Source organism: Paenibacillus glucanolyticus NBRC 15330, from assembly GCF_004000885.1.
GTDB lineage: Bacteria > Bacillota > Bacilli > Paenibacillales > Paenibacillaceae > Paenibacillus_AQ > Paenibacillus_AQ glucanolyticus.
Map to the genome: position 1 here is coordinate 19,946 of NZ_BIMC01000027.1, position 13,456 is coordinate 33,401.

At 49.9% G+C, this 13,456-nt stretch carries 15 protein-coding genes; 3 read left to right on the top strand and 12 right to left on the bottom strand.

What is annotated here, in order from left to right; translation table 11 throughout:
- Nucleotides 1-78: 78 nt before the first annotated feature.
- The 12 genes from PGL02S_RS25585 to PGL02S_RS25640 form a co-directional block, all read right to left on the bottom strand.
- Entirely contained in the window at nt 79-1,521 is a 1,443-nt protein-coding gene (locus tag PGL02S_RS25585; RefSeq protein ID WP_051449355.1) for a DHA2 family efflux MFS transporter permease subunit, read from the bottom strand.
- 74 nt (nt 1,522-1,595) lie between these two features.
- Nucleotides 1,596-2,165, bottom strand: coding sequence for a TetR/AcrR family transcriptional regulator (locus PGL02S_RS25590; RefSeq protein ID WP_006207553.1), 570 nt, complete (start codon nt 2,163-2,165; stop codon nt 1,596-1,598).
- A gap of 134 nt (nt 2,166-2,299) precedes the next feature.
- Nucleotides 2,300-3,109 carry a DUF368 domain-containing protein gene (locus tag PGL02S_RS25595; RefSeq protein ID WP_036644229.1) on the bottom strand — a complete coding sequence of 270 codons (810 nt, stop codon included), beginning with the start codon at nt 3,107-3,109 and terminating at the stop codon, nt 2,300-2,302.
- Between the two features lie 63 nt (nt 3,110-3,172).
- Nucleotides 3,173-3,349: a hypothetical protein gene (locus PGL02S_RS25600; protein WP_164762893.1), complete on the bottom strand. Its 177-nt coding sequence runs from the start codon at nt 3,347-3,349 to the stop codon at nt 3,173-3,175.
- A 109-nt stretch (nt 3,350-3,458) separates the two neighbouring features.
- Nucleotides 3,459-4,208, bottom strand: a complete 750-nt coding sequence (locus PGL02S_RS25605; RefSeq protein WP_036644226.1) for a DUF3891 family protein — start codon at nt 4,206-4,208, stop codon at nt 3,459-3,461.
- A 27-nt stretch (nt 4,209-4,235) separates the two neighbouring features.
- Nucleotides 4,236-4,439, bottom strand: coding sequence for a DUF4177 domain-containing protein (locus tag PGL02S_RS25610; RefSeq protein WP_006207549.1), 204 nt, complete (start codon nt 4,437-4,439; stop codon nt 4,236-4,238).
- Nucleotides 4,440-4,508: 69 nt separating this feature from the next.
- A complete protein-coding gene (locus PGL02S_RS25615; protein ID WP_036644224.1) occupies nt 4,509-4,970 on the bottom strand; it encodes an NUDIX domain-containing protein in 462 nt (153 codons plus the stop codon).
- A gap of 220 nt (nt 4,971-5,190) precedes the next feature.
- Nucleotides 5,191-5,649: a hypothetical protein gene (locus tag PGL02S_RS25620; protein ID WP_036644222.1), complete on the bottom strand. Its 459-nt coding sequence runs from the start codon at nt 5,647-5,649 to the stop codon at nt 5,191-5,193.
- A 65-nt stretch (nt 5,650-5,714) separates the two neighbouring features.
- Nucleotides 5,715-6,368: a cytochrome c oxidase subunit 3 family protein gene (locus PGL02S_RS25625; protein WP_152825053.1), complete on the bottom strand. Its 654-nt coding sequence runs from the start codon at nt 6,366-6,368 to the stop codon at nt 5,715-5,717.
- Nucleotides 6,369-6,436: 68 nt separating this feature from the next.
- The gene (locus tag PGL02S_RS25630; RefSeq protein ID WP_036644218.1) at nt 6,437-7,543 is read right to left on the bottom strand and encodes a VanZ family protein; all 1,107 of its coding nucleotides are present in this window, start codon (nt 7,541-7,543) and stop codon (nt 6,437-6,439) included.
- Nucleotides 7,544-7,816: 273 nt separating this feature from the next.
- A complete protein-coding gene (locus PGL02S_RS25635) occupies nt 7,817-8,512 on the bottom strand; it encodes a response regulator (protein ID WP_006207543.1) in 696 nt (231 codons plus the stop codon).
- Entirely contained in the window at nt 8,490-10,100 is a 1,611-nt protein-coding gene (locus tag PGL02S_RS25640; RefSeq protein WP_036644216.1) for an ATP-binding protein, read from the bottom strand. Before PGL02S_RS25640 ends, PGL02S_RS25635 begins: the two co-directional genes overlap by 23 nt.
- Before the next feature lie 256 nt (nt 10,101-10,356).
- On the opposite strand from PGL02S_RS25640, the gene PGL02S_RS25645 reads away from it, so the two are divergent.
- The 3 genes from PGL02S_RS25645 to PGL02S_RS25655 all read left to right on the top strand — a co-directional run bounded on the left by PGL02S_RS25645 (nt 10,357) and on the right by PGL02S_RS25655 (nt 13,427).
- The gene (locus PGL02S_RS25645; RefSeq protein WP_006207541.1) at nt 10,357-11,364 is read left to right on the top strand and encodes a Bug family tripartite tricarboxylate transporter substrate binding protein; all 1,008 of its coding nucleotides are present in this window, start codon (nt 10,357-10,359) and stop codon (nt 11,362-11,364) included.
- Between the two features lie 62 nt (nt 11,365-11,426).
- On the top strand, nt 11,427-11,882 hold the full coding sequence (locus tag PGL02S_RS25650; RefSeq protein ID WP_006207540.1) for a tripartite tricarboxylate transporter TctB family protein: 456 nt from the start codon (nt 11,427-11,429) through the stop codon (nt 11,880-11,882).
- Nucleotides 11,883-11,900: 18 nt separating this feature from the next.
- The gene (locus PGL02S_RS25655; RefSeq protein WP_006207539.1) at nt 11,901-13,427 is read left to right on the top strand and encodes a tripartite tricarboxylate transporter permease; all 1,527 of its coding nucleotides are present in this window, start codon (nt 11,901-11,903) and stop codon (nt 13,425-13,427) included.
- Nucleotides 13,428-13,456 lie beyond the last annotated feature (29 nt).

Consider the following 13,456-nt stretch of genomic DNA (forward strand, 5'->3'; position numbering starts at 1 on the left):
TCCTGCAAGCCGTGTGGAATTCATAAATTTATGAATTCTTCGATCACGGCCTGCCGTAGGGGCATATGATATAGCGGGTTATTTGACGTTCACTCGCTTAATAAAGAATGAGGCGATTAAACCGATGATGGACGCTACAAATGCAAGCATAAAGGCATTCTGCACACCGGAGGTTAGCGCTTCTGCCATAGGATTGGTAGTCCCTGCCGATGGCACGTAACTCGCCTGGCCGGCTACCATAATACTGACAGCCACTGCGGTTCCGATGGTACCTGCTATTTGCTGAAGCGTGTTCATCACAGCAGATCCATCCGGGTAATAGGCTCTTGGCAATTGATTCAAGCCGTTGGTTTGCGCCGGCATCATGATCATCGCTACACCGATAAAGATACAGGTGTGCATGATAATAATGGTGGTCTGCGGTGTTTCCGTTGTGACATTCGTAAATAGATACGACAGAATCGTTGTGATAATAAATCCGGGAATGACCAGAAATTTTGGACCGAATTTATCAAATAAACGCCCTGTAACAGGAGACATCAAACCGTTGATGATGCCGCCAGGCAGCAGCACGAGCCCAGCCGCGAACGCAGTTAACAGCAGCCCTCCCTTTAAATACATAGGCAGCAGAATTGAAGTAGACAGAATGAGCATCATGCAGAGAAATACCATCAGCACGCCGATGGAGAACATCGGGAATTTGAACACCCGCAGGTTCAGCATAGGCTGCTTCATGCGAAGCTGACGGACAGCAAACAGAACGAGCGCAATCGCTCCAATAGCAATAGGAATGAACACGCCTGGCTCTCCCCATGACCCCGCGCCTTCACCTGCACTGCTAAAGCCAAAGACGATGCCTCCAAAACCTATGCTGGATAGAATAATGGACAAGATATCGATTTTGGGCTTGGTGATCGTTGACACATTCTGCATGTACACCAGACCAAAAACAAAAGTGAGCGCAAGCAGCGGCAAAGAAATCCAGAAGATGGATTGCCAACCGAGACGATCAACGATGAACCCTGATAATGTGGGTCCGACAGCTGGTGCAAACATAATCACCAAACCCATCAGTCCCATAACCGATCCGCGTTTATGCGGCGGAAAAATAACGAGAATCACGTTTGTCATTAATGGCAACAGCAATCCGGTCCCGATGGCTTGAATCACTCGGGCTACGAGCAGAAGCTCAAAGTTCGGAGACAGGGCGGCAACGATGGTACCTATGATCGAGAAGATAAGCGAGGCATTAAATAATTGCCTTGTTGTAAACCATTGAAGCAATAGGGCGGAGACTGGAACCAGAATACCCAGAACGAGCAGATACCCTGTGGTCAACCATTGTACCGCGTGTGCATCAATTTGAAAATCCGTCATGATATTGGTGAATGCCATATTTAATGCAGTTTCACTGAATAACCCAATGAAAGCTCCAATCATCAGCGATACCGCAATAGGTATAGGCCTAATCTTGGTTTGTTCGATAGATGTTGCTGCAAGACCTTGTTTACTCAACCCCATACTCCTCTCAAACTCTAAATTAGGACTAGACCAGTCTATATAATATGGACATTGAAATAGAATATTTTATTTATTTATTTTTTAAGTAAAATAGGGATGTATTCTGCTATAAGCTGCAGTGGTTCGCCGTTTTTGTTAGTCAGCGATCGCGTGATGGCTCCCTCAATCATGCTATTAATCACAATGCCCAGCTTCTGTGCGGATGCGGGATCATAGCCTGCCTCGATCAGCCTTTTGGCATATAAAAGCTCCCAGCCTTCGAAGGCTGCTTGACAAGCTTTCCGTAACGGCTCGCTGATCAATGAAGTCTCGGCGGCCATTAATCCGATGGGGACACCATCCAGCTCATCGGTATTGTTGAATTGTTCCGCTATGTGTCTGATATGCTCCTGAAATGCCGTCATTACATCCACATCATAGCGAAGATAAGTCTTGATATCATTCTCGATATATATCGCCATAGCTTGAACAGCTTCTATAGCCAACTGCTCTTTTCCCTCGGGAAAATGATAATAAAGCGATCCCTTAGGGGCTCCGCTCTCTTTAAGAATCTGATTCAAACCCGTGCCATGATACCCCTGCAGATGGAACAGGCGCGTGGCTGCGGCAAGTATGCTCTCTCTGGAAACATTCTTAGTACTCAAGAAATACACCCTCTACCCATTATATAGTGACTGGTCTAGATAATGCGACGATTCATTTATTGTATAAAATGTAATGCAGCAAGTAAAGACATAAAAACAGGGATCCCCTGGCCCCCTGTTTTTATAATCTTCCCTTATTCTTTTCTACCCATCAGCACAGCCAGCATAAGTCCAATCAACATGGTTCCGATACTGGCAGCCATCATGCCAGATCCCGACGGAATGCCGGGAAACACAACAGCAATGGAACCCAGAATGAGACCGGTAATGACGGAATACGTCAAGCTCGGGTACTGATCCAGCAGATAACGAATGAGTCGGCTGCTGACCACAAAACCGATCACGGCTCCTGCTCCGATTACAGCAATAATACCAAAATTCAGTGAAGATAGGGCTGCAATCGCCGTAGAGTAAGCCCCCAGAAGCAGAAGTACAAACGATCCGCTGATCCCCGGAAGCAGCATCGCCATACTGGCCAGCCAGCCCGATAAGAAGAGGCCGATGCCGCTGGCCCAGGTCAATGTCGTTACCGGATCCGATGTGGCATCCGTTCTAAGAAAAGCCGTTGAGGCCAGCAAGCCGGCTGCCACTATCAGCACAACCACATGCACGGTTTTGAACTTGGTTCGAGCCTCCGCTTTACGCAGAATCAAAGGCAGAACCCCCAGAATCAACCCTGTGAAGAAAAACTGGGTGGGCTCATAATAGCTTGTCAGCAAATACTCAATCAAGTGGCTTAATGCCAATAAAGCAGAACCGATCCCGATACCAAGCGGAATCAGAAAGCCCAGATGTTTCTTCCATTCCCTGCTGAAGAATCCACTGATAGCCTCCAACAAACGGTCATAGATGCCCAGCACAACGGCAATCGTGCCGCCGCTAATGCCCGGAATCAGGTCACTGACTCCCATCAGCACGCCCCGATACAGGTTCTTCCATTCCATAATGGCAATAATCCTCCCGCCTTACATAGTGAATCTAAACGTGATGGCCCAGCGAAGGAAGTCTTATTTGTTCTTAGCATGCAATACCAAATTGCCTACTCCGCCAATCGCAAACAGCAATGAAACGACTCCAAATCCCCATTGCCAAGAGCTTCGATCTGTAATAAAAACAACCACCAGGAACGCTATCGCAGCCAAAAAATTGAGCAGCGCAACGATCAAAAATTCCTTTTTCTTCATCATTCATCCTCTACATTCCTACAGAATCAAATCTGTCCAGTCTACTAGCCACTGAGGTGATCATATCATATTTTGGACTAGACTATGAAGTATGATGGATTCCTTAAGCTTAAGGCACAAAAGTGACCGTCTGTTCGGTCCACAATGCATCGTGGAATGCCTTAGCAATCCCTTGCTCCTCAATACTCAACTTCAGCACATGTTTCCACTTGATCGACGCCGACCATTTCCGTTCAAACAAAAACGGGCTGATTTGGATTTCATGTTCGCTGGCCCAGGTCGCCACGACTCTTTGCCCGTCGATCGACATGTTGAAGCCCTCTCTGAACCACGGATGCTCCTGATCCTTGGATGCCCCTGGCGGATTCATGTTTACATAGAGCGAGAGGTCATCGCACAATTGCAGCAGTCCAAACTGCCTGGTCACGGTATCATCGTCAGGGAATGAAAACTGATCCCGCAGTTCTTGTTGCCGAGCTTGCTCGGCACGGTAGAAATCCGCAAAAGGCGCTTCCGTCGTATTTTTCATAAAAGACGCATAATGAAGGCTGCAGAGATACCCTGCATAAGGACTCATGGCTATGGTCTCCTCAACACCCTTGCTGTACATCAACAATTTCGGCAGTGGCGGATAATCCATAAAAGTGAACGGAGTCCGGCTCTCGTCATTCCAGATCGGCATATCATCCATCAGCAGCCAGGCCCGATCATGCTCCGCTATAGCAAGCAGCACTTCCTCCAACACAGACTCATCCATAAACAGCTCTCGACGAAATCCCCGGGCGATCTCGCCGGAGAACCGGCCATGGTCGTCTTGGGTGGTCATGACAAAAGCATCCTCTGTCTCGCGAATGATCATCCCATCTTCTCCCTTCTTTTTCGATCCTTACCCCAGATACGCTCTGCGCTTCATGACGGCAATGATGTCCCTGGACTGTCCCTGATGCACGCTGGTATCAAAGCATGAGATCAATTCCCACCCATCAATGCCGTAGCTATTCAGTAAATCCTCGAATTCTTCCTCATTTACCTTGCCCCCGAGGAACCCCCCGGTTTTATATTTCAGCGTTTTGTATTCCCATTGATCCATGGATTGTTTCCTCCATCATCCCATTGAATTTTGACGGCCATTCAAGCCGGTATATCCGGAAGCTCGGAATCAGTTCGTGTCGCCAACATAGCAAACCGCCGAGTGCTCGGCCTGATCCATGAGCGGCTTCACCAGTGAATGCGGGTATATTCGAATCTCGTTCAATGCGGACAGATCGATCCATTCCACGCCTACTTGGTATTCATCCGGATTATGGCCCTGGAAGGTGTCACCGACATCCGCCAGACAACATTCAAAATAAAACTCCACTTGATGCACGTCCGAATCCCATTCGGCAAACTCGTGATTAGATCCTATGTATTCACGGACATGCTGTAAATCCAAAACCTCCACTTTACGCCCGATTTCCTCCTGACACTCCCTGATTACCGCTTGTACCAAGGTTTCGCCTTTCTCCTGCCCGCCGCCGGGGAACAGGTAGAACTCCCCCAGTTGGTCCACGTTTTTTGTCAGCAGAATTTGATCATTGCGCATAATTACGGCCTTGGCCGAGTTCCGAATCGGTTTCATAGGCAGTCTCCTTATCGTAACGTTTCATGTTCTATATTCTATTGTAGCAAAAATAACCCCACTGTCGCCCCCATACACCTAATTATGCATATACTTCCTTTACACAAAACAAACGAAAAAAGCCGGCATCCTTGAAGGTTTCTGCAAGAATTCCGGCTTCTTTTGCGGCTGGGGAAATGGGTCTTAGCCTGGCTATATGGCTATCCATACGATCCATAAACTAGTGCCTATATGAGCCATCCTTCATCTTCTTGCGCACAACAACCGCCACGCAAACAACAATCAGCAGGATCAGTCCCGCAGCAATCCAATTCTTGATGGCTTGCCAAGGCGTATGGGCTCCTCCGCCATACTCACCCTCATACTGAGCTAACAAATAACCTTCCGTTGTCTCTACAGCAATAGCTTTTTCGGTGGCGATTCCCTTAACGGCATAGTATTGGGTTCCCTTAGGGTAGGCATTGGAGAAATTACCGCTATAAGTCCCTTCCCTGTCCGAATAGTAGGTGACCTTTCCCACCACGTCTCCAAGTGTGGATGCTTCCACTCGATCTTCCGACATGACGTAGATCTTCCCGTCGTTTACGACAAACGAATATGCCCATGAAGCAGCCGCGGTTGAAGAACACACCGGCAGTAATAACAGCGATATCAGCCATATTTTCACATACCAATTCATGTGACGAAGTCCCACCACGGTTCACCTCAGGCATCAGGATGATGTTTCTCTTCAGAATGGGATAGTTATTCCATCACCTTGCTTCTGCCATCGACGGTAAGCTCGATGCCCGGCTCCCTTGCTCCGCCCGACATACTCATGGTAGAGTCTGGCTGCGCCACGGAACCCTCAAAGGTCTCGCTTACTTGCGCTTTGTCCCGCGGCCGAACGGCAACAACCTTACGCTCGAATTCCACCATCTTGCCTCCTATTTCTAAATTTAGCGGACGCACCGCAACCTGCGACTCGTTGCCATAGCTGTAGATATGGATCTGGCAGCTCGCCAGAATCGTTTCGTTCCTTGTACGATAATCGCATTTGCTGTCTTTTTTGGAGTAAGATACAGAGGAGATTCCACTTGCATTGTATTTCACAAGGTACATAACATGCTCGGATACAAATGGAAAAAGGACGATCCAAACAACGCAGCCGATCAGCACCTGGCCCATAATCTTCGGATAACGGGGACGATACATTCGGCTTACCCACGGAATTCCGACCATCAACAAGATAAGTCCGGCAATGACAGGTAAATGAAAACCATAAACGCCTTGCTGAGTCCAGGGAGGTATCCCTGCCCAGCGAAACAAATCATCCCCGAATGAATAGCCCAGATGGTGATTAGATATAAACAGCAAACCAACAATAATTGCGGAAATGGAGAGGATTCTACTCTTCAACTGCTTCTCCTCCTCGCCTGATTCATTTACCACATTATAGCAAACAGGAGCTTGGGTGGTAACCCATATTAACCAGCCTTATTTATGGAGTGGTTGTCTACAATCGCAAGCCTCGTTCCACTCTTGGCTTCATGCAGCAGCTTGCGGTCGCGGTGAATCAGACATAACAGCACATGAAGAAACACAGCACCATCAAGCAGCACTACCCCCATCACATACATGACCAGCAGGATATGGAAGCCCGCCGTATTGACGGTAATCAGCAAGACATGAAATCCGCCCCACACCACATACAGCAGCCCGTTGCGAATCATTACTTCCTTCAGCTTCAGATGCTCACCCGCCCCGCGGATTTGAACCCGTACGATCCAGGTACCCAGAGTCTGCCCCTGCATCATGTACGGCAGCACGATATAATATGCAATCACCACTATAAAATAGGCGCCTTTCAAGTTCAGCACAGTCAACACGCCGATAAGCGGCAGCACGATCGCTCCGTCCATGCAAAAAGCGATGGTCCGGCGCGTATAGCTGACCCGCTTCTGCGAAAGATCCACCTTCTCGTCCAGACGATCCAGGCGAGGCAGGTGGTTTTTCATCCAACCGGCAAGCAGAAATCCGACCATCCCCCCCATCGTATTCAGCAGCAGATCGTCCACATCAAACAAGCGGTAAGGATAATCATAGAAACCGTAAATGCCCGTCACCTGGGTAACTTCGAAGAACAGCGATAAGCCAACCGAGGCCACAAGACACGTAATCCAGGTCGTCCGCACGTAATAACGCAAGAACATACCGAACGGAACCACGAGAAACACGTTAAAAACAACCTGCAAGAAGGCTCTTTCCTTAAACAACAGCATGTAAGTGGACGGCTCGCGCCACACCACCTTAGTTTCCTTCAATATATCCTGTATGAAATTCAGCGGAATCCACTGCATGACCGAGGCAACATTCATCGGGGCATTGTGCCGCGAGGCTGGTAAAGGAAGCAACACCAGATAGACCGCGTTCATCATGTAGAGCAAGAACAAATACAACAGAAATCCCCGGAATTTATTAAAATACCCATACTTGCGATACTGCACGATCAAAAAGGGAACTGCGCACAGCAAAGCCGCTATGGGAAAGGTTAAAAATGCATACGATATCGGAAACAGATAAGCTTCGAGCATTTTTTTCTTCACTCCCTTTGTGATGTTCTGCTTATAATGTACAGGACCAAGTTTAAATACCAGAGTTCCTTGGTTTAAAAAGCGTTTAAAAAAACAAAAACCTCATCATCATCTGCCTCTCAATTCCTTGGCCATATTCCAATGGCAAATAACCCACACCAATAGTGTGGGCAGGATCACCATAAGCAAGACGCTATTCAATCGGTTATCCTAAAATGGCTTATATGAGTTTATAACGATCATAAGAGCAGAATGGTTTTTCATATTTTCACATCATCCATTCTCTGCCCTCCGATACACCCGTTCCGGCCTGCCTACCGTGCCATATGAAATATCGGCCACCAGCACGCCTTTCTCCACGAAATATTCCAGGTATCTTCTGGCCGTTGTACGGCTGAAGCCGCCTCGCTTGCCAAGCTCCTCTGCTGTCCACACGTCTTCCGACTCCTCGATATAGGACAGAATTTTCTCACTCGTCAGTTTGTCGATGCCTTTTGGAAAATACGTCTCCCGATCCAACCGTTCTCCTGCACGCCATAACAGCTGGTCGATGCCCTGCTGATCGATCTGCTTGTTCGCGCCGCCGAGCTGCCTCATATGCTCGTAATATTTCCGGTAGGCTTTCAGCTTCTCCTGAAAACGGTCGAATACGACCGGCTTGATCATAAAATCGTAGACTCCGCCGCGAATCGCCTCTCGCACTGTATCGAATTCCTTGGCTGCCGTTATGATAATAACGTCCGTATGCGGATACCCCCGCTGAATATGCTGCAGCAAATCCAGACCCGACATGTCAGGAAAATATAAATCCAACAAAACCAGATCCGGCGCCAATATGTCCAGCTGTTCATGCGCCTGGGCCCGATCCGTTGCGATGCCAACGACCTCGAATCCCTCCACCTTCTCTACGAACCGTTGGTTAATGCTGGCAATGCGCACATCATCCTCAATGATTGCGACCCGAATCATGGACATCCCCCCTTGTTTTTGGAATTATAACCGTGAATACCGCGCCGCCCGTAGGCATATTGTGATAAGCAATCGTGCCGTGCAGCTGCTGTACGGTACCGTTTACGATAGACAGACCAAAGCCTCGGTTGCTCTCACCCTTGGTGGAATACCCCAGATCGAACAGACGCTCCGTGCTCTCCCCGGTAACTCCGGTGCCACCATCGGAAACTTCAATACTCAATTCGTCACCCTTGTCGTGTAATCTGACCTTGACCCACCTGTTATCGGGATGTGAGGCCAAAGCCGCTTCCATGGCATTATCGATCAGATTACCGATGATGGTAACCAGCTGATTACGGCTGATATGACTTGGGATATCCTTGAAGGAACTGCTCCGGTCGATTTCGACCTTTACCTTCAGCTCGCTTCCGCGATTAAATTTCCCGATCAGAATGCCGCCGATAATCGGGTCCGGTATTTCCTGCAGCAGGAATTGAATCAGATTCTGGTGCACATCCGTCTCATGCGTAATCAGATCCATAGCCTCCTGATACGATTCCAGCTGGATCAGGCCGTAGATCGTATACAGCTTGTTGGAATATTCATGCGTCTGCGCGCGCAGCGCTTCCGTATACCTCTTTACCTGCGTAAGTTCTTCGGTCAGGCGCAGCAGCTCGGATTTGTTGCGAAAACTCGATACCGCCCCTACAATCCGATGCTCATGGTCATAGATAGGCAGTCGATTCACCACAACCGCGTGATCATTAATCACCATCTCCTGATCCTTCTCCGCTTCCCCGGTTTGCATAACCTCCAGCAGTCTGGTGCCCGGGATTACATCCTGTATATACCGTCCGGCGACCAGCTTGCGCTCCTCCGGATCCATCATCATCATCGCGGTATGGTTGGCCAGGGTTACGATACCCTCACGGTTAACGGCGATAATGCCTTCATGAATCGTCTCCAGAATGGCCCGTTTCTCTTGGTATAATAATCCGATTTCCTTCGGCTCCAGACCGTGAATGGATCTCTTGACGCTGGACGAGATCCATATGGCACCACCGCAGCCCAGAATAAGGGCGAGACTCGCTAATAACAGAACACGATTACGATACGATTGTGCTGATATCTCAATATCTTTCATCAGAATGCCGACTGATACGATACCGATAATCTCGTTCTTATCATTATAGATCGGCGTTTTGCCCCGAAGCGAGGGGCCCATGGAACCGATGGCCTTCGAGATGATGCTCATGCCCTGCAGTACCGGCCCATTATCTCCACCGACCATTTCCTTGCCAATTCGATCGGTAAGGGGATGCGCATACCGGATGCCGTCCCGGTTACCGATAACGATATACTCCGCGTCCGTTTCCAGCCGAATTTCCTCCACAACGGGCTGAATAATGGCAGAGGGATTCTCTTCCTCGAATGCATCCTGAATGACGTCCATTTCGGCAACGGCCTTTGCAAGTTTCAATGCCGATGCGCCGATGCTCTTCTCCAGCGTGTTGACCAGCAGCCGTTCAAAGCTGAAGGTCAAAGCAACAATTACGGCAAACAGCAGCGTGCCAATCAGCAGAATCAGCCTCGTCTGTAAACGCATTCAATCTCCCCCGTATGCTTGTCGATATACTCTAGATTCTGATTTTCTTATTGTATTCTAGATCACACCTCTAACATAGCCCCTGACAAAAATTGGCCGTAAATTTTATGAACAAAATTAGCGAAATGAAGCTTTTTCAACTTATGGCGCAATTCTATTCAAGCCTTACGCAGGATGATAGTATTAAAACACCCATTGCAGTAAGCGCTTACAGTCTAAGCGCACTCTTGGCTAAGAACAAAGGAGGAACTTATCCATGCGTAAACAAAATGGCTTAAAAATCATAGCGGCCGCGCTTGTCCTTGCGATGAGCCTGACAGCCTGCAGCACTACCGGAAGCAGCACCGGCGATTACCCGACAAAACCCATTATTGTGACGGCCCCATCAGGTGCCGGCGGTGGCTGGGATAAAACCGCTCGCTCCCTCGCCAAGGTATTAACGGAAACGAAGCTCATTGACCAGACCATGACCGTCGAGAATAAGCCCGGCGGCGGCGGTACCGTATTCCTGGCGGAGTTTGTGGCAAAAGACAACGAAGATCCTTACAAACTGTTTGTCAGCTCCCCGCCGATTCTCATCAACAATCTGAAAAAGGAAGGAAACAGCCCATTTGGTTACAAGGACGTGACCCCTCTCGCCCAGATGACCAAAGACTTTGGAGCGATTGCCGTACCGGCCAACTCCAAATTCACTGACCTGCAAGCGTTAATCGACGCCATTAAGGCCGATCCGACTTCCGTTACACTTGCGGGCGGTTCCGCACCAGGCTCCATGGACCATTTGATCAGCGTTCTGCCTGCATTTAAATCCGGTGTGGATCCAAGAACCGTGAAATACCTGTCCTATGATGGAGGAGGCGAAGCCATCGCCGCACTCCTGGGCAACAATGCGGACGCCATCGGCACGGACATCTCTTCGCTAGGCAGCTATCTGAAAGCCGGTAAAATCAAAATCCTGGCCGTCACCTCGAGCGAGCGCCTCGGCGGCGACTTCAAAGATGTGCCTACGCTGAAGGAGCTGGGCCTTGACGCTGAATTCACGATTTGGCGCGGTGTATTCGGTCCGAAAGGACTGTCGGAGGAGCAGCTTGCCTTCTGGGACAAAACGCTGAAGGACCTCTCCGAGAATGAAGTGTGGCAAAAAGAGCTGGTTGCCAACGACTGGGCAAGTGAATACCGCAATGCTGCGGACTTCAAGGCATTCCTTGAAGAGCAGGAAAAAGATGTCCAGGAGCTGCTCACAGCGCTTGGCATGCAGAAGTAATACAGGGGGAATGAGGGAGCGAAGGTTCCCTCTCCCTTTTCATCCTTGAGGAGGTGTCACCCTTGAACAGAACGTTTGACCGCTACGCCAGCATCGTATTCCTGCTCCTGGGCATCGGCTTCATGTGGCAGAGCGCCAAGATCAGCGCATCCGCATACGGCAGCACCGTTGGGCCTAACATATTCCCTTTTGGTCTCGGATTGGCGCTTGTACTGCTAAGCATTCGTTTGTTTTATGAAGCTTTGAAGGCAAAGCCGACAGAAAGCCAGAAGGAGAAGCTGGATTACAAGCGATTCTTTATGATTTTCGCTGCAGCCTTTCTCTACGCCTATTTCCTGGAAGTCATCGGTTATATCATCGGCACATTCCTGTTCCTCCTGTTTGCGTTCCAGACGCTGGAACGAGGGAAGTGGCTGAAATCCATTCTAATCTCCGCGCTGTTCTCCGGCGGCGTGTATGTCATCTTTGTTGTCTTGCTGGAAGGCTCCATGCCGGGCTTCCCGTCTTGGCTATCATGAGCATGGGAGGAATCTACAATGAACGTTTTGGATTATTTGGCGGATGGCTTTATGACCGCCTTGCAGTGGCATAATCTTCTCTTCGCCTTCATCGGCGTGCTGATCGGCACCTCCGTCGGCGTGCTGCCCGGCATCGGTCCGATGAGCGGCGTCGCGCTTCTGATCCCGGTGACCGCCTCCATGACAAGCGGCCTGCCAGCGGAAGCAGCAGCCACCAGCTCCATCATTCTCCTTGCTGGCGTATATTACGGGGCCATGTATGGTGGCTCTACAACCTCGATCCTGCTCAATACGCCCGGAGAGTCCTCGTCTGTCGTGACAACGCTGGACGGCTATCAGATGGCAAAACAGGGCAGAGCCGGCCCGGCACTGTCCATCGCTGCCATCGGTTCGTTTGCAGCCGGGCTCTTTGCGCTTGTGGCATTAATCCTGCTGGCACAGCCTTTATCCAATGTTGCGATTAAATTCGGCCCTGCCGATTATTTCTCGCTCATGCTGCTCGGACTCTGCGCGGTGAGCGGGCTTGCGGGGAAATCGATCACGAAGGCACTCATTATGACCGTATTCGGCCTGCTTCTGGCCACCATCGGCATGGATACCGTATCCGGCGTCGCCCGATTCACCTTCGACATTCCAATCCTGTACTCCGGTCTGGAATTCTTGACGATTGCCGTTGGTTTGTTTGCCCTTGGTGAAGTGTTCAAATCCATCCTGGAGAGAGACTACATTGCGGGTCAAACGTCCAAGATCGGCCGTATCCTGCCAACACGCAAGGATCTGAAGGATAGCGCCGGACCGATTGCCCGAGGTTCCGTCCTCGGCTTCTTTATCGGCATTCTGCCGGGCGCCGGTGCAACACTCGCTTCCTTCTTCAGTTATATCGTTGAGAAAAAGATCAGCAAAAATCCGGAATCCTTCGGCAAAGGCAACATCGCAGGCGTAGCCGCTCCGGAGTCGGCCAACAACGCAGCATCCGGAGGCGCTATGATCCCGCTGCTGACGCTCGGCATACCGGGCTCCGGCACCACCGCCATCCTGATGGGGGCGCTCATCATGTATAACATTCAGCCGGGCCCGCTTCTGTTTGAGGAACATCCTCAAGTCGCATGGGGGCTGATCGCCAGCATGCTCATCGGCAACCTGCTTCTGCTCGTACTGAATATGCCGCTGGTCAAAGTATTTGCCAAGGTCATCCAGACCCCGGCTAAATACCTCATCCCGATCATCATTGCCATCTCCATATTCGGTGTTTATGCCGTTCAAGCGCAGATCTTCGACCTGATCCTGCTGCTCGGCTGCGGCATTGCGGGCTTCCTGCTTGCTCGTAATGACTTCCCGCTGGCCCCGCTCGTGCTCGGACTTGTACTGGGCCCGATGATTGAGAACAATATGCGCCGGGCACTAACCACATCCAACGGCGACTTCATGATTTTCCTGCAGAAGCCGATGTCGCTGACATTCCTCATCATTGCAGTTCTCTGGATTCTCGTTCCGATTCTGCTGAAGCGCAGAGGCAAAGAAGTTGTCGTGAATGAAGAAGGCTAACTATACGTATACCGATAGGTCAAGGAGGC

Excerpts from the sequence above, each read along its gene's own strand:
- PGL02S_RS25610 (WP_006207549.1), bottom strand. The coding sequence starts at position 4,439 with ATGGATCAATGGGAATACAAAACGCTGAAATATAAAACCGGGGGGTTC.
- PGL02S_RS25595 (WP_036644229.1), bottom strand. The coding sequence starts at position 3,109 with ATGGAATGGAAGAACCTGTATCGGGGCGTGCTGATGGGAGTCAGTGAC.
- PGL02S_RS25615 (WP_036644224.1), bottom strand. The coding sequence starts at position 4,970 with ATGAAACCGATTCGGAACTCGGCCAAGGCCGTAATTATGCGCAATGAT.
- PGL02S_RS25630 (WP_036644218.1), bottom strand. The coding sequence starts at position 7,543 with ATGCTCGAAGCTTATCTGTTTCCGATATCGTATGCATTTTTAACCTTT.
- PGL02S_RS25640 (WP_036644216.1), bottom strand. The coding sequence starts at position 10,100 with ATGCGTTTACAGACGAGGCTGATTCTGCTGATTGGCACGCTGCTGTTT.
- PGL02S_RS25620 (WP_036644222.1), bottom strand. The coding sequence starts at position 5,649 with ATGAATTGGTATGTGAAAATATGGCTGATATCGCTGTTATTACTGCCG.
- PGL02S_RS25635 (WP_006207543.1), bottom strand. The coding sequence starts at position 8,512 with ATGATTCGGGTCGCAATCATTGAGGATGATGTGCGCATTGCCAGCATT.
- PGL02S_RS25600 (WP_164762893.1), bottom strand. The coding sequence starts at position 3,349 with ATGAAGAAAAAGGAATTTTTGATCGTTGCGCTGCTCAATTTTTTGGCT.
- PGL02S_RS25585 (WP_051449355.1), bottom strand. The coding sequence starts at position 1,521 with ATGGGGTTGAGTAAACAAGGTCTTGCAGCAACATCTATCGAACAAACC.
- PGL02S_RS25645 (WP_006207541.1), top strand. The coding sequence starts at position 10,357 with ATGCGTAAACAAAATGGCTTAAAAATCATAGCGGCCGCGCTTGTCCTT.
- PGL02S_RS25605 (WP_036644226.1), bottom strand. The coding sequence starts at position 4,208 with ATGATCATTCGCGAGACAGAGGATGCTTTTGTCATGACCACCCAAGAC.
- PGL02S_RS25655 (WP_006207539.1), top strand. The coding sequence starts at position 11,901 with ATGAACGTTTTGGATTATTTGGCGGATGGCTTTATGACCGCCTTGCAG.